The 19824-nt window shown below is 61.8% G+C and carries 20 protein-coding genes and 1 pseudogene; 15 read left to right on the top strand and 6 right to left on the bottom strand.

Annotation, left to right across the window (positions count from 1 at the left end; genetic code table 11):
* Positions 1–119: 119 nt before the first annotated feature.
* The 6 genes and pseudogenes from H043_RS0109765 (at position 120) to H043_RS0109745 (ending at position 5495) form a co-directional block, all read left to right on the top strand.
* Positions 120–881 carry a gamma-glutamyl-gamma-aminobutyrate hydrolase family protein gene (locus H043_RS0109765; protein WP_027611688.1) on the top strand — a complete coding sequence of 254 codons (762 nt, stop codon included), beginning with the start codon at positions 120–122 and terminating at the stop codon, positions 879–881.
* Positions 882–1057: 176 nt separating this feature from the next.
* Positions 1058–1159, top strand: a pseudogene (locus H043_RS30645) (metal ABC transporter ATP-binding protein); the annotation flags it as partial.
* Between the two features lie 93 nt (positions 1160–1252).
* Entirely contained in the window at positions 1253–2395 is a 1143-nt protein-coding gene (gene potA, locus H043_RS0109760; protein WP_007962457.1) for a polyamine ABC transporter ATP-binding protein, read from the top strand.
* Between the two features lie 29 nt (positions 2396–2424).
* Entirely contained in the window at positions 2425–3306 is an 882-nt protein-coding gene (locus tag H043_RS0109755) for an ABC transporter permease subunit (RefSeq protein ID WP_171061872.1), read from the top strand.
* A complete protein-coding gene (locus tag H043_RS0109750) occupies positions 3303–4175 on the top strand; it encodes an ABC transporter permease subunit (RefSeq protein ID WP_027611686.1) in 873 nt (290 codons plus the stop codon). The genes H043_RS0109755 and H043_RS0109750 overlap by 4 nt, the downstream gene beginning before the upstream one ends.
* A 222-nt stretch (positions 4176–4397) precedes the next feature.
* Complete coding sequence (locus tag H043_RS0109745; RefSeq protein ID WP_027611685.1) at positions 4398–5495, top strand: polyamine ABC transporter substrate-binding protein; 1098 nt, start codon at positions 4398–4400, stop codon at positions 5493–5495.
* A 242-nt stretch (positions 5496–5737) separates the two neighbouring features.
* Here H043_RS0109745 and thpR read toward each other — a convergent pair whose 3' ends face one another.
* Positions 5738–6277: an RNA 2',3'-cyclic phosphodiesterase gene (gene thpR / locus H043_RS0109740; RefSeq protein WP_027611684.1), complete on the bottom strand. Its 540-nt coding sequence runs from the start codon at positions 6275–6277 to the stop codon at positions 5738–5740.
* Between the two features lie 105 nt (positions 6278–6382).
* On the opposite strand from thpR, the gene H043_RS0109735 reads away from it, so the two are divergent.
* Entirely contained in the window at positions 6383–6577 is a 195-nt protein-coding gene (locus tag H043_RS0109735) for a hypothetical protein (protein WP_027611683.1), read from the top strand.
* 249 nt (positions 6578–6826) lie between these two features.
* On the opposite strand, the gene H043_RS0109730 is transcribed toward H043_RS0109735, so the two are convergent.
* Entirely contained in the window at positions 6827–7180 is a 354-nt protein-coding gene (locus tag H043_RS0109730) for a DUF1428 domain-containing protein (RefSeq protein WP_027611682.1), read from the bottom strand.
* Between the two features lie 2 nt (positions 7181–7182).
* Positions 7183–8262: a hypothetical protein gene (locus tag H043_RS0109725; RefSeq protein WP_027611681.1), complete on the bottom strand. Its 1080-nt coding sequence runs from the start codon at positions 8260–8262 to the stop codon at positions 7183–7185.
* A 267-nt stretch (positions 8263–8529) separates the two neighbouring features.
* Between H043_RS0109725 and H043_RS0109720 the strand changes: the two genes are divergently transcribed.
* A complete protein-coding gene (locus H043_RS0109720; RefSeq protein WP_027611680.1) occupies positions 8530–8802 on the top strand; it encodes a hypothetical protein in 273 nt (90 codons plus the stop codon).
* A 45-nt stretch (positions 8803–8847) separates the two neighbouring features.
* Here H043_RS0109720 and H043_RS29680 read toward each other — a convergent pair whose 3' ends face one another.
* The gene (locus H043_RS29680) at positions 8848–9054 is read right to left on the bottom strand and encodes a hypothetical protein (RefSeq protein ID WP_081730196.1); all 207 of its coding nucleotides are present in this window, start codon (positions 9052–9054) and stop codon (positions 8848–8850) included.
* Between the two features lie 241 nt (positions 9055–9295).
* Here H043_RS29680 and H043_RS0109710 point away from each other — a divergent pair, with 241 nt between their 5' ends.
* The 4 genes from H043_RS0109710 (at position 9296) to paoC (ending at position 15098) form a co-directional block, all read left to right on the top strand.
* Entirely contained in the window at positions 9296–11050 is a 1755-nt protein-coding gene (locus tag H043_RS0109710) for an L-lactate permease (RefSeq protein WP_027611679.1), read from the top strand.
* A gap of 255 nt (positions 11051–11305) precedes the next feature.
* A complete protein-coding gene (gene paoA / locus H043_RS0109705; RefSeq protein WP_256214169.1) occupies positions 11306–11953 on the top strand; it encodes an aldehyde dehydrogenase iron-sulfur subunit PaoA in 648 nt (215 codons plus the stop codon).
* The gene (locus H043_RS0109700; RefSeq protein WP_027611677.1) at positions 11950–12906 is read left to right on the top strand and encodes a xanthine dehydrogenase family protein subunit M; all 957 of its coding nucleotides are present in this window, start codon (positions 11950–11952) and stop codon (positions 12904–12906) included. The genes paoA and H043_RS0109700 overlap by 4 nt, the downstream gene beginning before the upstream one ends.
* The gene (gene paoC / locus H043_RS0109695) at positions 12903–15098 is read left to right on the top strand and encodes an aldehyde oxidoreductase molybdenum-binding subunit PaoC (protein ID WP_027611676.1); all 2196 of its coding nucleotides are present in this window, start codon (positions 12903–12905) and stop codon (positions 15096–15098) included. Before H043_RS0109700 ends, paoC begins: the two co-directional genes overlap by 4 nt.
* A 94-nt stretch (positions 15099–15192) precedes the next feature.
* Here paoC and H043_RS0109690 read toward each other — a convergent pair whose 3' ends face one another.
* Positions 15193–15669 carry a cupin domain-containing protein gene (locus H043_RS0109690; protein WP_027611675.1) on the bottom strand — a complete coding sequence of 159 codons (477 nt, stop codon included), beginning with the start codon at positions 15667–15669 and terminating at the stop codon, positions 15193–15195.
* 97 nt (positions 15670–15766) lie between these two features.
* Here H043_RS0109690 and H043_RS0109685 point away from each other — a divergent pair, with 97 nt between their 5' ends.
* Positions 15767–16660: a LysR family transcriptional regulator gene (locus H043_RS0109685; protein WP_027611674.1), complete on the top strand. Its 894-nt coding sequence runs from the start codon at positions 15767–15769 to the stop codon at positions 16658–16660.
* Positions 16661–16664: 4 nt separating this feature from the next.
* Here the strand turns inward: H043_RS0109685 and H043_RS0109680 are convergent, their stop codons facing one another.
* Positions 16665–17624 carry an aldo/keto reductase gene (locus H043_RS0109680; RefSeq protein ID WP_177325615.1) on the bottom strand — a complete coding sequence of 320 codons (960 nt, stop codon included), beginning with the start codon at positions 17622–17624 and terminating at the stop codon, positions 16665–16667.
* Between the two features lie 112 nt (positions 17625–17736).
* Here H043_RS0109680 and H043_RS0109675 point away from each other — a divergent pair, with 112 nt between their 5' ends.
* Together H043_RS0109675 and H043_RS0109670 are read left to right on the top strand one after the other, a co-directional pair.
* On the top strand, positions 17737–18510 hold the full coding sequence (locus H043_RS0109675; RefSeq protein WP_027611672.1) for an alpha/beta hydrolase: 774 nt from the start codon (positions 17737–17739) through the stop codon (positions 18508–18510).
* Between the two features lie 264 nt (positions 18511–18774).
* Positions 18775–19641: a CAP domain-containing protein gene (locus tag H043_RS0109670; RefSeq protein WP_027611671.1), complete on the top strand. Its 867-nt coding sequence runs from the start codon at positions 18775–18777 to the stop codon at positions 19639–19641.
* The last annotated feature ends 183 nt before the right edge of the window (positions 19642–19824 follow it).

Genomic DNA, 19824 nt, shown 5'->3' with positions numbered 1-19824 from the left:
AATCATGAAGATTGGATGAACGGCGTTTAGAATTTTTTACATGGCAGTTGTTAATTAAAATCAACGAGGCTAAGCTCCGGAAAAGCTCGTTCAAGTGTCAAACTTCGAGGTGAATAAAAATGGCATTCAAGCCATTGATCGGCGTTACTGCGTGCGTCAAACAGATTGGCCTGCACCCCTATCACATCAGCGGCGACAAGTACGTACGTGCTGTCAGCGTTGGCGCTCAGGGTCTTCCAGTGGTCATTCCTTCCCTTGGCAAACTGACTGAAATCGAAGACCTGCTCGGTCAACTCGACGGTCTGTTGCTGACCGGCTCACCCTCGAACGTGGAGCCCTTCCACTATCAAGGCCCGGCCAGCGAACCCGGTACGGATCACGATCCGGCGCGGGACGCCACTACCCTTCCTTTATTGCGTGCAGCTATTGCGGCGGGCGTTCCGGTGCTCGGCATTTGCCGTGGCTTCCAGGAAATGAACGTGGCCTTCGGTGGCAGCCTGCACCAAAAGGTGCACGAGCTGCCGGGCATGCTCGATCACCGTGAAGCCGACAGCCCGGACGTGGCCGTGCAATACGCACCGGCGCATGCCGTGAGCGTGTTGGCGGGCGGTGTGTTCGAAGCGCTGGCGTTGCCGGGCGAGTTCCAGGTCAACTCGATTCACAGTCAGGGCATCGACCGCCTCGCGCCCGGCCTGCGTGCCGAAGCGGTGGCGCCGGATGGCCTGATCGAGGCGATCTCGGTCGAGCACAGCCCGACCTTCGCCCTCGGCGTGCAATGGCACCCGGAATGGCAGGTGCTGGACAACCCGAACTACCTGAAGATTTTCCAGGCATTCGGCGAGGCCTGCCGGCAACGGGCAGCGCGACGCAACCAGCGCTGACTCAACCCAGGATTTCAAAACTGTTTACTGCCCCCACGGGGTCGGCGGTTGCGCGTGTGCGCATCCGTCATCCGTGAAAACAACAAACCGTAATAACAACAAGTACGACCCAGGCAGCCAGGACGGCGGCGCCGACCAAGCCGGATCGGTACGGGTAATGCCAGTCAGGTAAACGCATTTCCCCTGTGGGAGCGAGCCTGCTCGCGAAAGCGGTGTATCAGCAAACAATGATGTCGACTGACACTCCGTATTCGCGAGCAGGCTCGCTCCCACAGGTTCTGCGTCCTGGCTGACTGACATCCGTACAGGCTTGCAATCCACTTAAGCCCGGCCACGTTGGCCGAGCGAACGAAACCTGTTGGGAGTTTCACATGGCAAACGCCTCCAGCACTTACCGGAAGGCACTTGAAGGCCACCAGCAACCGAAAAAGGTTCTGGTGAAAGTCGATCGTGTCACCAAGAAGTTCGACGAAACCACGGCAGTGGACGATGTGTCCCTGGAGATCCACCAGGGCGAAATCTTTGCCCTGCTCGGTGGCTCCGGCTCGGGCAAATCGACCCTGCTGCGCATGCTCGCCGGTTTCGAGCGGCCGACTGAAGGGCGGATTCTGCTCGACGGCGTGGACATCACCGACATGCCGCCCTACGAGCGGCCGATCAACATGATGTTCCAGTCCTACGCGCTGTTCCCGCACATGACTGTGGCGCAGAACATCGCCTTCGGCCTCAAGCAGGACCGTTTGCCGGCCAGCGAAATCGATGCCCGTGTCGAAGAGATGCTGCGCTTGGTGCACATGACCCAATATGCCAAACGCAAACCTCATCAGTTGTCCGGCGGTCAGCGCCAGCGCGTCGCCCTCGCCCGCTCTTTGGCCAAGCGTCCAAAGCTGTTGCTGCTCGACGAGCCGATGGGCGCGCTGGATAAAAAGCTGCGCTCGCAGATGCAACTGGAACTGGTGGAGATCATCGAGCGCGTCGGCGTGACCTGCGTGATGGTGACCCACGACCAGGAAGAAGCCATGACCATGGCCGAGCGCATCGCGATCATGCACCTGGGCTGGATCGCCCAGATCGGCAGCCCGGTGGACATTTACGAAGCCCCGGTCAGCCGCATGGTCTGCGAGTTCATCGGCAACGTGAATGCCTTCGACGGCACCGTGGTGGAAGACCTTGAAGGTCACGCGATCATCCACAGCCCGGACCTGCAGCAGAAGATCTACGTCGGCCACGGCGTCAGCACGTCGGTGCAGGACAAGTCGATCACCTACGCGATCCGCCCGGAAAAAATGCTCGTCAGCACCATCAAACCCGAAGTCCGCTACAACTGGTCCGAAGGCAAGGTGCATGACATCGCCTACCTCGGCGGCCACTCGGTGTTTTACGTCGAGCTGCCGGGCGGCAAAATCGTCCAGTCGTTCATGGCCAACGCCGAACGCCGTGGCGCGCGGCCGACCTGGGACGACAAGGTCTACGTCTGGTGGGAAGACGACAGCGGCGTGGTACTGCGCTCATGAGAACCTTCAATCAGCAATTCCTGCGCCTGGTGCCCAGCGGGCGAAAATTCGTCATCGGCATCCCGTTCATCTGGCTGTTCCTGTTCTTCATGCTGCCGTTCTTCCTGGTGATGAAGATCAGCTTCTCGGAGGCCGCGCTGTCGATCCCGCCGTACTCGGAGATCTACACCTACGCCGAACAGAAATTCCAGCTGATGCTCAACATCGGCAACTACACCATGCTCGGCGAAGACGAGCTGTACCTGTCGGCCTACCTCGGTTCGCTGAAGGTCGCGGCGCTGAGCACGCTGATGTGCCTGGTGATCGGTTTCCCGATGGCCTATGCGATCACCAAAGCGAGCAAGGAAGCGCAAAACGTCCTGCTGCTGTTGATCATGATGCCGACCTGGACCGCGATCCTGATCCGTGTTTACGCGTGGATGGGCATCCTCAGCAACAACGGTCTGCTCAACGCGTTTCTGATGTGGACCGGGCTCACCGATCACCCGATCGAGATCCTCAACACCAACACCGCGGTGTATATCGGCGTGGTGTATGCGTACCTGCCATTCATGGTGCTGCCGCTGTACGCCAACCTGGTGAAACACGATGGCAGCCTGTTGGAAGCCGCGTCAGATCTGGGTTCGAGCAACTTCAACAACTTCTGGAAAATCACCGTGCCGCTGGCCAAGAACGGCATCATTGCCGGCTGCATGCTGGTGTTCATTCCAGTGGTCGGCGAGTTCGTGATTCCGGAACTGTTGGGTGGCCCGGAGACGCTGATGATCGGTCGCGTGCTGTGGCAAGAGTTCTTCAATAACCGCGACTGGCCGGTGGCGTCTGCGCTGGCGGTGGTGATGCTGTTGATCCTGATTGTGCCGATTCTGCTGTTCAACCGCAGCCAGGCCAAAGAGATGGAGGCACGGGGATGAAACGCTTCGGTTTTTCCAAGTTCATGTTGATCTTCGGCTTGATGTTCATCTATCTGCCGATGCTGATTCTGGTGATCTACTCGTTCAACGCCTCAAAACTGGTGACGGTGTGGGGCGGCTGGTCGGTGAAGTGGTACGTCGGCCTGCTCGACAACACGCAACTGATGGGCTCGGTGGTGCGCTCGCTGGAAATCGCCTGCTACACCGCGATTGCCGCAGTGGCGTTGGGCACCCTCGCCGCCTTCGTGCTGACGCGAGTGACGCGCTTCAAGGGTCGCACGCTGTTTGGCGGTCTGGTGACGGCGCCACTGGTGATGCCTGAGGTGATCACCGGTCTGTCGCTGTTGCTGCTGTTCGTGGCGATGGCGCAGTTGATCGGCTGGCCGCAGGAGCGTGGCATCGTCACGATCTGGATCGCCCACACCACGTTTTGTGCCGCCTATGTGGCGGTGGTAGTCTCCGCCCGCCTGCGGGAGCTGGATCTGTCGATCGAAGAAGCCGCGATGGATCTGGGGGCCAAGCCGTTCAAGGTGTTTTTCCTGATCACCATTCCGATGATCGCGCCGTCGCTGGCAACGGGCGGCATGATGTCGTTCGCCCTGTCGCTGGACGACCTGGTGCTGGCGAGCTTCGTCTCCGGCCCGGGTTCGACCACGCTGCCGATGGAAGTGTTCTCGGCAGTACGTCTGGGCGTGAAGCCTGAGATCAACGCCGTGGCCAGCCTGATTCTGCTGGCGGTGTCGCTGGTGACCTTCCTGGTCTGGTACTTCGGTCGCAAGGCAGAAGCCAGCCGCAAGAAGGCGATTCAGGAAGCGATGGATCAGACGGCGAATGAGGCGTGGCAGCCTCAGCGCGCAGCCACCGCCTAAGCAACACCGATGAACACTGTGGTGAGGGGATTCATCCCCGATCGGCTGCGAAGCAGTCGCCAAACCATTGCATGCGGTGTCCCTGTTACACCGCAAGTGCCTGGCTTGGGGCCGCTTCGCGACCCATCGGGGATAAATCCCCTCACCACAGCAAGCTCCCTCGCCACAGGTTTTACGTACACCCGGTTTGTGTTTTTGAATAAAAAAAATGGAGTTTCACCGATGAAAATGTTTGGCAGGACTCTGCTGACACTGTCCTTAATGGGCGCAATCGCCACGGGCGTCCAGGCCAACGACAAGGTGCTGCGTGTTTACAACTGGTCCGATTACATCGCGCCGGACACCGTCAAGAAGTTCGAAGACGAGACCGGCATCCAGGTGACCTACGACGTGTTCGACAGCAACGAGACCCTCGAGGCGCGTTTGCTGGCGGGCAAATCCGGTTACGACATCGTCGTGCCGTCCAACAGTTTCCTGGCCAAGCAGATCAAGGCCGGGGTCTATCAGCCGCTCGACAAATCCAAGCTGTCGAACTGGAAGAATCTCAATCCGGTGCTGCTGAAAAACGCCTCCGCCAGTGATCCGGACAACGCTCACGCGTTCCCGTACATGTGGGGCTCGATCGGCATCGGCTACAACCCGGACAAGGTCAAGGAAGTGCTCGGCGCCAAGGCCCCGACCAACTCTTGGGACTTGCTGTTCAAGCCGGAAAACGCTGAAAAGCTGAAAGCCTGCGGCATCAGCTTCCTCGATTCGCCGACCGAAATGATCCCGGCCGCCCTGCACTACCTGGGCTACCCGGTGAACGACAAGGACAAGGCGCACATCCTCGAAGCCGAAGCGCTGTTCATGAAGATCCGCCCGTACGTGGCGTACTTCCATTCCTCGAAGTACATCTCCGACCTGGCCAACGGCAATATCTGCGTGGCGGTCGGTTACTCCGGTGACGTGCTGCAGGCCAAGGCCCGCGCGGTGGAAGCCGGCAACAAAGTGCAGATCGACTACAGCATTCCGAAGGAAGGTGCCGGCAGCTTCTACGACATGGTCGCCATCCCGCGCGATGCGGCGAACGTCGAGAACGCCTACTTGTTCATGAACTTCCTGATGCGCCCGGACATCATCGCCGAGATCACCAACAGCAACGGCTACAGCAACGCCAACTCGGCGGCGACGCCACTGGTGGACGAAGCGATCCGCAACGATCCGGGTTCGTATCCGTCGCAGGCGGTAATGGCGACGTTGTATGCGGTGCCGGATCAACCGATTGCCACCCAGCGGATCATGACCCGCGGCTGGACCCGGGTGAAGCTCGGTAAATAATTCACTGCAAATCAAAAAATGTGGGAGCGAGCCTGCTCGCGAAAGCGGTGGTTCAGTTAACCAAAATGCTGAATGTGCCGACGCCTTCGCGAGCAGGCTCGCTCCCACAGGGTCTGTGTCTGACTTTCGATTTCCCGTTCACGCAGCGCCTTACCACCGCTGCACCCTGCAATGAACGGCCTCACCTGGCTCCCTCGGCTCAGGTGAATTTCAGGCGCCCTCGGGCGCCTTTTTTTCTGCGCTCAATTCAGTGGCCAATCCTGAAGAATCCGGTAGCGACCCTTGTGCGATTCGAACAAGGCAAAGCGCTCGGCGCGCAGGAAAAACTCCGGCGGCGTAGTGGCCTCCGGCGCCTCTGTTCGATAGTCCCGAGCCAGGGTCAGGTGCGGGCGAAACTCGCGCGGTGATTCTTCGAAGCCGAACGGCAGCATCGCCTGCTCCAACGCATACACCAGACGCAACAACCCCGGCGGTGCCTGCTCCGGCGCCAAAGACAGAATCCCGGCCCGATGCCAGACCTGCAGCCGATCCAGCGCAATCCGCAACGGCTCACCCGGCGTGCGCACCTTGCCGGCGGCCTCGCAGACCTCATGGATTTGCGCCAGCGGCACGGCACCAAGGAACAGCAACGTCAGGTGAAAGTTATCCGCCGGCACCGCTTTGCCAGTGCGCAACCCCAACTCGCCGCGCCACTGAGCGATGGCCTTACGCTGCGCCGGTGGGCAGTCGAGGGCAAAAAACAGTCGCTTGAACGGTTCATCCCTGCGCGCATCATCGATCATGGGCCAACTCCTTCGCTCGTCGATCAGCCGATTCTACACAGGCTTCTCTGACGACTGGCGACGCCCGGCTATAGTTCAAGGATTGCCATCGAACCGGAGGTCGCCATGCGCGAGATCCTCAGCAAAGAACCGTGGTGGGCCCGGCCACCCAGCCCAGGGCAGGATGAAAGCGAGCTGGAATGGGGCTGGCTGGTGCATTACAGCGAAGGTGAACCGCGTTTCGAATTCGTCCGCGAACGGCCCACGGAAGAAGAAATCCGCCACCGCAAAAGCTGCCGGATCACCCCCTCTCCAGAGTGATCACCCTCCCATGTGGGAGCGAGCCTGCTCGCGAAAGCGTCCGCATTCAGCCTCACATTGCCTGACACGCCGCTTTCGCGAGCAGGCTCGCTCCCACACTGGATTTGTGGCGTGCCCATGATCGTCGCCATCCGCAAATCCCTGTGGGAGCGTGGCTTGCCCGCGAAGAGGCCGGCACATTTTGCAAACCCGCTGACTGACACACCGTCATCGCGAGCAGGCTCACTCCTACACGGAATCTGGTGAGTTTCAGGCTTCAAGAATGTTCTTGAAGCCCCCAAAGATCATCCGCTGCCCATCAAACCCCATTGGGTTGACGTCCGGTTGCATGCGCGGGTCTTCCATCATTTTCGCCATGCCGGCATCGCGGGTGGCTTTGTCGGGCCAGATCAGCCAGCCGGACGACACCGTCTCGCCGTCCTTGAGTTTTACCGCCATCGGGAATGACGTGACTTTGCCTTCCGGCACGTCATCGCCCCAGCACTGAACCACCTCCTTCGCTCCGTATTCCTTGAACAGTTTCGCGGCGATCTCACAGTGTTTTTTGTACTGTTCGCGATTGGCATTCGGCACGGGTGCTACAAAAATATCGATGTAAGCCATGATCACTCTCCTTGCACGTTGGGTTCGATCTGCCGGGTAGTCGATTGCGGCGGCTGCCATTCGACACGATTCACGCCCTGCCCGACCGACGGTTGTTCGCCCCCGCCAAGGCTGCCCTCGACCTGCCCGGCGATATGCAGGGTTCCGGCCATGACCCCGGTGGTCGGGTTCTGCAGCAGTTTCGCCCAGGCCTTGTCGAACGTGCTGCCCAGGCTGCTGCGAATCAGCGCTTCGCTGTCGGGCCGGTCGTTGGCCTGGATGATCGCGCGGATGCCCGCCACGCCGATCGAGATCACCCCGCCGACCAACTTGCCCGCCGCAGCCGCCACGGCGCTGGCGGCACCGCGTGGAGCCATTTCCGCCTCCATCCGCTGGCTGGCGCGTTTGGCCACGGGGGCCATGCCGGCGTCGGTCGAAGCGATGCCCTTGCTGCCGCCTTCGGTGTGGATCTTGTCGATCAGCGCGGCATACGCCGGCAAGGTGTTCAGCGGCTCGGTGCTGATTATTTGATACAGCGACGCATCCCGCGCCGGCGGCGGGCCGAGGGCAATCGCCGGGACCTTCTGCAGACGCCCGTTGAGCTGGGCCACCGGCACACCGTAACGCTGGGCGATGAGCGGCATCTGCTGGGCCATCAGTTGTGCATAGAACGCCGTTGCCTGACCGAGGATCGCATCCGGATCGATCTCCACCGCCACCGGTGCCAGCACTCTTTCCTGATATTGCTCAAGCAGATAGCTCGCCAGGCGCTTGGCCGACGCATCCTGCTCGCCGCCGGCACTGATGGTGTACCAACTGACTTTCATCGACAGCCATTCCTGGGTCCAGTAGCTGCTGAACCACGGAATGAAATTTTCTTCAGTTTGCTGATAGACGCGAGTGCGCCAATGTTCCATCGAGCCACGGGCAAATACTTTGACTTGCTCGGTGGATTGCTGCGAGGCGCTGACGATGTCGCGATCGATCTGCTGCCAGATCGCCGGCGATACCACCACCGCTCGCGGCGCCACCGGGGCCCGCGCCGAGGAGGCACAGCCAGCCAGCAGACACAGTGCGGCGAGGCTCAGCGCACGCAGGTTCACGGTGGTGGAGTCCTTGAATTGAGGAAAACAGATTTGAGTATAGGTGCGGGTATTGGGCCATTTGTCGGTTGTGGCCAAGCTGGCCCCATCGCGAGCAGGCTCGCTCCCACAGGGGAACGCATTTCAAGGTGGGAGCAAGCCCACTCCTACTGGGGAGAACATCAACCATCAACGCCGTCGATATTCACCATCGCCACGATTGCCTTCCGCCCGCCGCCCGGCGAAGGCACGATTCACCCATCCGAGACGCAACGAGGAGTACCCATCATGATTCGCACCATCACCCTCTCCGTGAGCTTCCCGGTGTTCGGCAGCAACTACTACGACCAGCAAGTCGTCTCGCGCAAGTCCCAGGCGCTGCTGTTCAACGAAGATTTCGACGATGTGCTGATGCCCGCCGCAAGCAATCACTTCAGCAATGAAGTGGTCGGCATCAACGATCAGTTCCGCTTTCTGAGCGACATACTCGCCACCCATTTGCTGGATCTCGAGGCCTCCGTGCCTGCGCATTCCAGCGTCCGGGCGAGCGCTCATTTTTAATCGCCGAGGGCGTTCCCGTTGCGGGAACGCCCTTTTGATTTCTACTCAGTCATCGTCGCGATCACGATAGTAACGACGCCCGTCGCGACGACCATCGTCGCGGTCATCCCAACGCCGGTCATGGTCGTAGTAGCGACCGTGATCACGGTCGTGATGTCGTCCGTGGCTATGATCATCATCAAAGTCCGCCACACAGCCGGCCAGCAAAACAGCAGCGGATATCGTCAACAGCAAGGTTGTTGCACGCTTCATTCAAACTTCCCTAACACCAAGGTCTTGACCACGGAACGGCTGTCACTGCCCGCGCCTTCAGGACGCAGTGCGCGCAGCCGCTGATACGACCGGACAAAAGGACTTTGATTCACTGCCCGACCACGACCGTTGATCGGCCCGCCGCCAGCATCCGGGCAGCGGCGAAATGCCACCTATACTGCTGCTTAGCGACTCCCACGCAATGGATCTGCGCCTCGATAACAACAAGCAGAGGTGGACCATGGTCTGGCAGCAAATCTACGACCCGTTCGGCAATCCGCTGATCTCCACGCTGATGGCCGCGGTGCCGGTGGTGGTGATGCTCGCGGCGCTGGCGTTCTTTCACGTCAAGGCGCATCTGGCCGCACTGTTAGCGTTGGCTTCGGCCCTGCTCATCTCGATCTTCGCCTTCGGCATGCCGGCGAGCATGGCCGGTTCAGCGGCGTTGTTCGGTGCGGCGAATGGCTTGCTGCCGATCGGCTGGATCGTGCTCAACATCATCTTTCTGCATCGCCTGACCACCGAAAACGGCTCATTCAAAGTGCTGCAGGATTCCCTGGCGCGAATCACCGATGACCGGCGTTTGCAGTTGCTGCTGATCGCGTTCTGCTTCGGCGCGTTTTTCGAAGGCGCGGCCGGGTTCGGTACGCCGGTGGCGGTGACCGGGGCGATTCTGATCGGCCTCGGTTTTTCGCCGTTGGCCGCCTCGGGGCTGGCGTTGATTGCCAACACCGCCCCGGTGGCGTTCGGCGCCCTCGGCACGCCGATCATCACCCTGGCCAAGGTCACCGGGCTGGACGAGATGGAGCTGTCGATGATGGTCGGTCGACAGCTGCCGTTTTTCTCGGTGCTGGTGCCGTTCTGGCTGATCTGGGCGTTTGCCGGGTGGCGCAAGATGCTGGAGATCTGGCCGGCGATTCTGGTGGCCGGGGTCAGCTTCGCCGTGCCGCAATTCCTCGTGTCGAACTACCATGGGCCGATGCTGGTGGACGTGATCGCCGCGCTGATTTCCATGGCCTGCCTGACCCTGTTTCTGCGGGTCTGGAAACCGGCGACGGTGTACACCTCGGCCGCCCTGTCCGGGCGGGTCGACAACTCCCGGGTCGAGGAAGAAAAAGTCACCGCCAGCGGCGCCTTCAGCGATCAGGCGCGCCCGGCGGTGATGCGTGCGTGGATGCCGTGGATCATCCTCACCGTATTCGTGTTCGCCTGGGGCACCCAGGGCTTCAAGAACATCTTCGACGTGCGCCCGGCGCTGGACCCGGTAACCCATTCGGTCAAACTCGATGCGCAAGGCAAACCGCTGAATGAGGCCAACCCGATTTTCTCCCCGGCGCTGACCTTTACCACCCTGCACCTGCAAGTGCAGAAAGTCCCGCCGGTGGTGCCGGCGCCGAAAGCCGAAGAGGCGATCTACAAGTTCACCTGGTTCACTGCCACCGGCAGCGGCATCCTGCTGGCGGCGATTGTCGGCGGGCTGCTGATGGGCTATTCGATCCCGCAACTGATCAAGCAATACCTGCGCACGTTGTGGGTGGTGCGCTTTTCGCTGATCACCATTGCGGCGATGCTGGCGCTAGGATTTCTCACGCGTTATTCCGGACTGGACGCCACCATGGGTCTGGCGTTTGCCGCGACGGGGGTGTTCTACCCGATGTTCGGCACCCTGCTCGGCTGGCTCGGCGTCGCGTTGACCGGTTCGGACACGGCCTCGAACGTGCTGTTCGGCGGACTGCAACGGGTGACCTCGGAACAGCTGGGCATCAGCCCGGTGCTGATGGCAGCGGCCAACAGTTCTGGCGGGGTGATGGGCAAGATGGTCGATGCGCAATCGATCGTGGTCGCCTCCACCGCGACCCGCTGGTATGGGCATGAGGGCGAGATTCTGCGCTACGTGTTCTTCCACTCGATCGTGCTGGCCATCCTGGTGGGCGGGCTGGTGACATTGCAGGCGTATGTGGCGCCGTTTACGCACATGGTGGTTGGCGGGAATTGATCACAAACCCTGTGGGAGCGGGCTTGCCCGCGATGGCGGTGTGTCATATAAGCGAAAGGCTGACTGACACGACCTAATCGCTGGCAAGCCAGCTCCCACAAGGTTAAGCATTGCCCAGCCAATTGATGAGCCATGCGCATAACTCTATAGCGCAAATCCGCAAAAACCTTTTCCCCTCCGCGCAGGTCATTCCAAGAACGAGACCGGTAAACATGCCGGCGCGCCCGTTTGGGCCCTTCAATCCCTGCCGTCCTGATTAAGCCAGAGAGGAATCGAAGCATGACGATTTCCCGACGAAGATTCCTGATCCTCGGCGCGGTGACCGCCACCGCGTTTGCAATGCCCCCCTTCATTAGCCTCAAGGCCTACGCGGCCAGTCTGGAGCAACCCGCCATGGCCAAACTGACGATCAACGTCAACGGTAAACCCCAAGCCCTTGAGGTGGACAACCGCACCACCCTGCTCGACGCCCTGCGCGAGCACCTGCACCTGACCGGCAGCAAAAAAGGCTGCGACCACGGCCAGTGCGGCGCCTGCACCGTCATCGCCAACGGCCGCCGGATCAACTCCTGCCTGACGCTTGCGGTGATGCATGAAGGCAGCGAGATCACCACCATCGAAGGCCTGGGCATGCCCGACAACCTGCACCCGATGCAGGCCGCGTTCATCAAGCATGACGGCTACCAGTGCGGCTATTGCACGCCGGGGCAGATCTGTTCGGCGGTGGCGGTGCTCAAGGAAATCCGCGAGGGCATTCCCAGCCACGTCAGCCCGAGCCTGACCGAAGCCCCGCAACTGATCGCCAGCGAATTCCAGGAACGCATGAGCGGCAACATCTGCCGCTGCGGCGCCTACTCGAACATCATCGAAGCCATCACTGAAGTCGCGCAGGTGCCAGCATGAGAGCGTTCAATTACAGCCGCGCCGATTCCCCCGCCGCAGCCGCAACGCTGGCGGCGCAGGTCGAAGGCGCGAAGTTCATCGCCGGCGGCACCAACCTGCTGGACTTGATGAAACTCGACATCGAAACCCCGCTGCATCTGATCGACGTCAACCACTTGGGCCTCGATCAGATCGAAGCCACGCCTGAAGGCGGATTGCGCATCGGCGCGCTGGTGCGCAACACCGACCTGGCCGCTGACAGCCGCGTGCGCAAAGACTACGGACTGCTTTCCCGCGCCCTGCTCGCCGGGGCTTCCGGCCAGTTACGCAACATGGCGAGCACCGCCGGCAACCTGCTGCAACGCACCCGCTGCCCGTACTTCTATGACGTCAATCAGGCCTGCAACAAACGCCAGCCCGGTAGCGGCTGCGCGGCGATTGCCGGGGTCAGCCGGCAATTGGGGCTGATAGGTGTCAGTGACGCCTGCATCGCCACCCACCCGAGTGACATGGCAATCGCCATGCGCGCCCTCGACGCGCAGGTTGAAACGGTGAAGCCGGACGGCAGCACACGCAGCATCGCCATCGCCGATTTCCATCAACTGCCAGGCAATACGCCGAACATCGAAACCAGCCTCACAGCAGGCGAGTTCATTACCGCAGTGACCCTGCCGGCGCCGGTCGGCGGCACGCACATTTATCACAAGGTGCGCGATCGTTCGTCGTACGCTTTCGCGCTGGTATCGGTCGGTCTGATCCTGCAAAAGGACGGCAGTGGCCGCGTGGCAGTCGGCGGTATTGCGCCGAAACCGTGGCGGGTCGAAGACGCCGACGCGTTGCTGCCCAAAGGCGCAAAAGCCGTCAGCGAGCGCCTGCTCGACGGTGCCACGCCAACTCACGACAACCAATTCAAACTGACGCTGGTCGAGCGCACGCTCGGCTCGGTGTTGGCGCAAGCGAGGGATGAAGCATGAAGTTCGACACGCCCGCCACCACCAATCCGATCGACCAGCTCAAGGTCGTCGGCAAACCCACCGACCGCATTGAAGGCCCGCTGAAAACCAGCGGACAGGCGCCATATGCCTACGAGCAGCACGAGGCCGTGGCGAATCAGGCTTACGGTTTCATGGTCGGCTCGGCCATCGCCAAGGGCCGCATCAGCCACATCGATCTCGACGCTGCACAAGCGGCGCCCGGCGTGCTGGCCATCGTCACCGCCGCCAATGCCGGCAAGCTTGGCAAAGGCCAATACAACTCGGCGCCGCTGCTCGCCGGGCCCGAGGTGCAGCACTATCACCAGGCCGTAGCGCTGGTGGTCGCCGAGACCTTCGAACAGGCTCGCGCTGCTGCGCAATTGGTCAAGGTCGATTACGTCGCGGCCAAAGGCGAGTTCGAACTGGCCAACGTGCTTGACCAAGGCGTCGAAGACGATGAGTTGCCCGACGTCACCCACGGCGATTTTGACAAGGCCTTTGCCGCCGCGCCGGTGCAGTTCGACCAGACCTACACCACCCCGGACCAGTCCCACGCGATGATGGAGCCGCACGCGACCCTGGCCGCGTGGAAAGGTGATCATCTGACGTTGTGGACCTCCAACCAGATGATCGCCTGGAGCGTCGGCGACGTCGCCACGACCCTTGGCCTGCCCAAGGAAAACGTGCGCCTGATCTCGCCGTACATTGGCGGCGGCTTCGGCGGCAAACTGTTCATTCGCGCCGACGCGATCCTCGCCGCCCTCGGTGCGCGCTTGGCCAACCGCCCGGTGAAAGTCGCCCTCGCCCGCCCGCAAATGGCCAACAACACCACCCATCGCCCGGCCACGATCCAGCGCATTCGGATGGGCGCCACGGCGGACGGCAAGCTCAGTGCCATCGCCCACGAAGGCTGGTCGGGCAACCTCAAGGACGGCAAGGTCGAAGTCGCCGCGCAGCCGAGCCAGTTGCTCTATGCCGGAGAAAATCGCCGGGTGACCATGCGCCGGGCGCCGCTGGACCTGCCCGAAGGCAACTCCATGCGCGCGCCGGGTGAAGCGCCGGGGCTGATGGCGCTGGAGATCGCCATGGACGAAATGGCCGAGCAGCTCAAGCTCGACCCGGTGCAGTTCCGCATCCTCAATGACACCCAGGTCGACCCGGTGAAAACCGAGCGTCCGTTTTCCCAGCGACGCCTGATCGAATGCTTGCAGACCGGTGCCGAGAAATTCGGCTGGAACCAGCGCAACGCCACACCCGGCAGCCGTCGCGAAGGGCGCTGGCTGATCGGCATGGGCGTCGCCGCCGCGTTTCGCAACAACCTGCTGCTGAAGTCCGGCGCCCGGGTGCGGCTGGAGCGCGACGGCAAGGTCACGGTGGAAACCGACATGACCGATATCGGCACCGGCAGCTACACGATCATTGCGCAGACCGCGGCCGAGATGATGGGCGTGGACCTGGCGGACGTCAGCGTGCATCTGGGGGATTCGACCTTCCCGGTGTCGTCCGGCTCCGGTGGCCAGTTCGGCGGCAACTGCTCGACTGCCGGGGTGTATGCCGCGTGCATGAAACTGCGCGAAGCGGTGGCGACGAAGCTGGGCATGAGCGGTAGTGACGTCGAGTTTGCTGACGGTCAGGTGCGCGCCGGGGGCAAGACCCTGCCGCTGCGTGATGCGGCAAAAGATGGCGTGGTCGAGGCCGAGGACAGCATCGAGTTCGCCGACCTCGCCAAGCAGTATCAGCAATCGACTTTCGGCGCGCATTTCGTGGAGGTTGCGGTGGATGCAGCGACCGGCGAAGTCCGCGTGCGGCGCATGCTCGCGGTGTGCGCGGCGGGACGGATTCTCAACCCGAAAGCCGCGCGCAGCCAGGTGATCGGCGCGATGACCATGGGCGTCGGAGCGGCGTTGATGGAAGAGCTGGCGGTGGACAAGCGGCTGGGCTTTTTCGTCAATCACGATCTTGCCGGATACGAGGTGCCGGTGCATGCCGACATCCCGCATCAGGAGGTGATTTTCCTCGATGAGACCGATCCGATTTCATCGCCGATGAAAGCCAAGGGTGTGGGGGAACTAGGGATTTGCGGCGTGAGCGCGGCGGTAGCGAATGCGATCTACAACGCCACCGGGGCGCGGGTGCGTGAGTATCCGATTACGCTGGACAAGATCCTCGATTCGTTGCCGGAGATGATCTAGTCATCTGCACATTCAAGCCCTCTCCCCAAGCGATATGGGGTGAGGGCTTCGGTAGCGCACTAGCATGGGGTGCTAGGGGTCGAGGATGCGGAAGTTATTCCGATCTTGGGTATTGTGCCGCACTCACCTGCTCCATCCACTCCACCACTTCACCGTCCAGCACTTCGGCAATCGCAATGTGCGTCATCGCCGTGGTCGGCGCGGCGCCATGCCAGTGCTTCACCTGCGGCGCGATCCACACCGTATCGCCGGGGCGGATCTGCCGAACTGGCTGACCCCACTCCTGCACAAAACCTGAACCGGCGGTGACGATCAGCGTCTGACCCAACGGATGGGTATGCCACGCCGTGCGTGCGCCGGGTTCGAAGGTCACCGTGGCGCCGCTGACACGCGCGGCATCGCTGCCCTTGAACGGCGCGTCAACACGCACAGTGCCGGTGAACCAGTCTGTCGGGCCTTTGGCCGAGGGTTGCGAGCCGTTGGGAGTGACAGTGACGCGCGGGGATTCGTTGGCCTGGGCCTCACCCGCCAGTAAGGACAGGGTCAGTGCAGAAGCGGCAATCGGGTTCATGGCGATGGTCTCCGGTGATCAATAGCCGCACTTTACCGAGCCGGACTGTTCAGATAATCGACTAGAATTCGAAAAAACTTATGCAGGACACTCATCAATGCTTCGAGAAAACGCCAGTGACCTGCTCGCCTTCCTTGCCGTGGCCCGCGAGCGCAGCTTCACAAAAGCCGCAGCCAAACTCGGCGTCTCGCAATCGGCGCTCAGCCATACCATCCGCGCCCTTGAAGCGCGCCTGGGCCTGCGCCTGCTGACCCGCACCACGCGCAGCGTCTCACCCACCGAGGCTGGCGAACATTTACTGCAGACCATCGGCCCGCGTTTCGAAGAGATCGAACAGGAACTGGCGGCCCTGAGCAACCTGCGCGAAACCCCGGCCGGCCGGATCCGCATCAGTGCCACCGACCATTCGCTGAACTGGCTGTTGCGACCGGTGCTCAAGGAATTCCTGCCCCAATACCCGGACATCGCCGTCGAGGTGATCTGCGATTACGGTTTCGTCGACATCGCCGGACAAGGCTTCGACGCCGGCATTCGGCTGGGCGAAGACGTGGCCCAAGGCATGATCGCCACCCGCATCGGCCCCGACATGCGCATGGCGGTGGTCGGCTCGCCGGCCTATTTCGCCAACCGTACACACCCGCAAACGCCAAGAGACTTGACTGACCACGCCTGCAACAACCTGCGCCTGCCCACCAACGGCGGGCTGTACACCTGGGAATTCGAGAAGGGTGACGAAAGCCTCAAGGTACGAGTGTCCGGGCAAGTCACGCTGAATGGCGTCTACCCGCTACTCGACGCCGCAGTCGACGGTTTCGGCCTCAGCTACATTCCGGAAAACATCGTCGCGCCGTATCTGGCCGACGGGCGTCTGGTGCAAGTGCTGGCAGACTGGTGCCCGACGTTTGCCGGTTACCACCTGTACTACCCGAGCCGACGGCAGGCTGCGCCGGCGTTTGCGCTGTTGGTGGAGGCGTTGCGGTATCGCGGTTGACCGCCTACCCCAGCAGCGCAATCAACTGATGCCGCTGCGCATCGGTGAGCATCGGCCCGAATCCGGCGCCAGCGTTGTCGGCCATGTAGCGCGGATTGCCGGTGCCGGGAATCACGCAAGTCACCGCCGGGTGCGACAGCAGGAACTTCAACGCCAGTTGCGGCCAGCTGTTTACCTGCACGTCCGAGACCCAGGCCGGCAACGGCTTGACCTTGAGACGGGCGAGCAACCCGCCGCCGCCAAAAGGCCGATTGCAGATCACCGCCACCCCGCGTTCACGGCACAGCGGCAGAATGCGTTTCTCCACGCCACGGTCATCGAGGGCGTAGTTGATTTGCAAAAAATCCAGTTGTTCGGCCTTGAGCACTGCTTCGACTTCATCGTAGGCCGACGGCGTGTAATGGGTGATGCCGATGTAGCGAATGCGCCCCTGTTCTTTCCATTCGCGCAGGATTGGCAGATGGCTCTGCCAGTCCAGCAGATTGTGGATCTGCATCAGGTCGATGCGTTCGGCGCGCAGCAGACGGAAAGATTCCTCCATCTGCGCGATACCTTCCTTGCGCCCTCGGGTCCAGACCTTTGTCGCCAGAAACGCGGGTGAACGCGGTTCGTGAATCGATAGCAGCTCGCCAGTAGTTTGCTCGGCGCGGCCATACATCGGCGAGCTGTCGATCAACGTGCCACCCTTTTTGAACAGCTCGTCGAGCACTGCTGGCAATAGCTTATAAGCCGGATCGCCGGGGGCAACGTCAAAGCCGCGATAAGTGCCCACGCCCACTATGGGCAACAGCTCGGAGCTGGAAGGGATGGCGCGGGTCTGCATGGTCTGGTCTCCTGCCTGGCTCGGCGAAGTGGCAGTCGGCGTGATGGCAGTGGCCAACGCCCGGTCAAAGGTCAGGACCGCCGAAACCCCGGCAGCCAGCGTGAGCAAGCGGCGCCGGGAACAACCCTCAGTGTGGCTCATGCGGGTTCCCCTGCTGCGTGAATCTGTTGCACGTTATGTGCGACGGCTGCCGGCCCGATTCGCTGGACTACACTGCGACTGCGAACACCCGCGCCCCGTTAAAGTTAGTCGAATGTCCAGAAAACTGATGTCACTCGTCGCCTTGCTCATCGCCCTCTACCTGTTGCTGTGCGGGGCGCTGTTCATTTTTCAGCGCTCGCTGATCTATTTCCCCCAGCCTGACAACGCCGTGACTACGGAAGATTCGCGGCTGAAACTGGCGATGCCGGAGGCCGATGTGTGGGTGACCACGCGCGCGCATGCCGGGCCAAAAGCGCTGATCTACTTTGGCGGCAATGCCGAAGATGTGTCGCGCAATCTGCCGTCGTTCAGCGAGGCTTTTCCCGACTACGCGGTGTTTTTGCTGAACTACCGGGGCTTCGGTGGCAGCGGCGGCTCACCTTCGGAAGAAGCGATTGCCGAAGATGCGCTGGCGCTGTTTGATCAGGTGTACGCCAGCCATCCGCAGATTGCCGTGATCGGCCGCAGCCTGGGATCGGGGGTGGCGGTGCGGCTGGCGAGTCAGCGTCCGGCGACCAGATTGATTCTGGTGACGCCGTACAACAGCCTCGAAGAAATTGCCGTCCGCCAATACCCGTGGTTTCCGGTCAAATGGTTGCTCAAGGATCGCTTCGAGTCGGGCCGCTATGCCGCGCACATTCGCGTGCCGACGTTGCTGTTGGCGGCCAGCGATGACGAAGTGATTCCACGGGACAGTACGCAGCGGTTGCTGGCGCACTTCCCCAAAGGCGTGGCGACGCTGCGGGTGGTGCCGGATTCGGGGCACAACTCGATTTCCGAGCAGGCGCAATACCTGCAGTGGATGCAGGAAGTGCTTGATCGCTGATAGCCGATTATTGCGTTGGCTGAACTGGCCCCTTCGCGAGCAGGCTCGCTCCCACCTTGATAATGCAATCCCCTGTGGGAGCGGGCTTGCTCGCGAAGGCGCCAGTGCGAACAACACAAAATCCAAGGATCGCCCTCCCCTTCATCACCCACCAAAAAAGCCAGATGGCCAGCATGAACCAAGTGCAAAAAGCCCAGTCCTAGTGGCGCCGTATTCCGCGGCTGCCCACTTCAGCACTGTCCTTTTCCCTGAGTCTGCCGTCCCATGCGCCATGTCGTTCGCTCATCACGCTTCGTTTCGCTGTGCCTGCTGATCCTTGCCCCACTGTTCACCGAGACCTCCCACGCCAGCGACGAGCGGCAACTCGTGGCCGCGATCAACGACTATCGCGCCCATCCGCAACGCTGCGACCGCCGCCCAGCCCAGCGCCTGGCGCCACTGTCGCTGAAATCGAATCTGGCGCTGCCGATCGGCTATGGCTACGGCGGTGGCTTGCGCGAGAGATTGAAGTCTTCGGGGTATTCGGCGGTGGCGGTACGCAGTATCCGCATCATTGGGGCCGGGGATGCCGAGGAAGCCTTCGAACAGCTGCAAGACAGCCACTGCAGCGCACTGCTCGACGCTCAGTATGCCGACATCGGCGTCAGCCGCTCCCGTGGTGAATGGCAAGTGGTGCTGGCGCAACCGGTGCTCGACAGTCGCGTCGGCGACAACCGCAGCGTCGGCAAGGCCTTGCTCGCGCAGGTCAACGCCGCCCGGGCACGACCACGGATGTGCGGGCGCCAACGCTTTGCCGCCGCCCGCCCCCTGAGCTGGAACGCCGCGCTGGGCGCCGCCGCACAAGGCCACAGCAAAGCCATGGCCTACGGCAACTACTTCGCCCATCGCGACCCGGACGGCGACCTGCCGGCAGATCGCGCGCGGGCGGCGGGTTATCGAGGTCGGCAGATCGGCGAGAATATCGCCGCCGGCCAGAGTTCACCGGGCAAGGCGATGGCCGGATGGCTGGCCAGCCCCGGCCATTGCGCCAACCTGATGAACCCGATGTTCACCCAGGTCGGTGCCGGATTCGCCAGTGAGGCGCGCAGTGATGAGGGGGTTTACTGGACGATGGTGTTTGGTGCGCCTTGATTCGCTTGAGAGCTTTTCAGTGACGCTACTGGCCTCTTCGCGAGCAAGCCCGCTCCCACATGGATCTGTGTTGTTCACAAATCCATGTGGGAGCGGGCTTGCTCGCGAAGAGGCCGGTACAGACACCTCAATCGCTTGCGCCGCCTCCCGGTTCAGTCCAGTTCGGTGTGATGCGAGAAGTTA

The organism is Pseudomonas sp. URIL14HWK12:I6 (assembly GCF_000514195.1).
In the GTDB taxonomy this organism is placed as follows: domain Bacteria; phylum Pseudomonadota; class Gammaproteobacteria; order Pseudomonadales; family Pseudomonadaceae; genus Aquipseudomonas; species Aquipseudomonas putida_A.
This window is presented reverse-complemented; position numbering and strand designations above follow the sequence as displayed.

What these genes read in the sequence shown, in the direction of transcription:
- H043_RS0109765 (WP_027611688.1), top strand. Translation starts at nt 120, where the DNA reads ATGGCATTCAAGCCATTGATCGGCGTTACTGCGTGCGTCAAACAGATT.
- potA (WP_007962457.1), top strand. Translation starts at nt 1,253, where the DNA reads ATGGCAAACGCCTCCAGCACTTACCGGAAGGCACTTGAAGGCCACCAG.
- H043_RS0109750 (WP_027611686.1), top strand. Translation starts at nt 3,303, where the DNA reads ATGAAACGCTTCGGTTTTTCCAAGTTCATGTTGATCTTCGGCTTGATG.
- H043_RS0109745 (WP_027611685.1), top strand. Translation starts at nt 4,398, where the DNA reads ATGAAAATGTTTGGCAGGACTCTGCTGACACTGTCCTTAATGGGCGCA.
- thpR (WP_027611684.1), bottom strand. Translation starts at nt 6,277, where the DNA reads ATGATCGATGATGCGCGCAGGGATGAACCGTTCAAGCGACTGTTTTTT.
- H043_RS0109735 (WP_027611683.1), top strand. Translation starts at nt 6,383, where the DNA reads ATGCGCGAGATCCTCAGCAAAGAACCGTGGTGGGCCCGGCCACCCAGC.
- H043_RS0109730 (WP_027611682.1), bottom strand. Translation starts at nt 7,180, where the DNA reads ATGGCTTACATCGATATTTTTGTAGCACCCGTGCCGAATGCCAATCGC.
- H043_RS0109720 (WP_027611680.1), top strand. Translation starts at nt 8,530, where the DNA reads ATGATTCGCACCATCACCCTCTCCGTGAGCTTCCCGGTGTTCGGCAGC.
- H043_RS29680 (WP_081730196.1), bottom strand. Translation starts at nt 9,054, where the DNA reads ATGAAGCGTGCAACAACCTTGCTGTTGACGATATCCGCTGCTGTTTTG.
- H043_RS0109710 (WP_027611679.1), top strand. Translation starts at nt 9,296, where the DNA reads ATGGTCTGGCAGCAAATCTACGACCCGTTCGGCAATCCGCTGATCTCC.
- H043_RS0109700 (WP_027611677.1), top strand. Translation starts at nt 11,950, where the DNA reads ATGAGAGCGTTCAATTACAGCCGCGCCGATTCCCCCGCCGCAGCCGCA.
- paoC (WP_027611676.1), top strand. Translation starts at nt 12,903, where the DNA reads ATGAAGTTCGACACGCCCGCCACCACCAATCCGATCGACCAGCTCAAG.
- H043_RS0109690 (WP_027611675.1), bottom strand. Translation starts at nt 15,669, where the DNA reads ATGAACCCGATTGCCGCTTCTGCACTGACCCTGTCCTTACTGGCGGGT.
- H043_RS0109685 (WP_027611674.1), top strand. Translation starts at nt 15,767, where the DNA reads ATGCTTCGAGAAAACGCCAGTGACCTGCTCGCCTTCCTTGCCGTGGCC.
- H043_RS0109680 (WP_177325615.1), bottom strand. Translation starts at nt 17,624, where the DNA reads ATGAGCCACACTGAGGGTTGTTCCCGGCGCCGCTTGCTCACGCTGGCT.
- H043_RS0109675 (WP_027611672.1), top strand. Translation starts at nt 17,737, where the DNA reads ATGTCCAGAAAACTGATGTCACTCGTCGCCTTGCTCATCGCCCTCTAC.
- H043_RS0109670 (WP_027611671.1), top strand. Translation starts at nt 18,775, where the DNA reads ATGCGCCATGTCGTTCGCTCATCACGCTTCGTTTCGCTGTGCCTGCTG.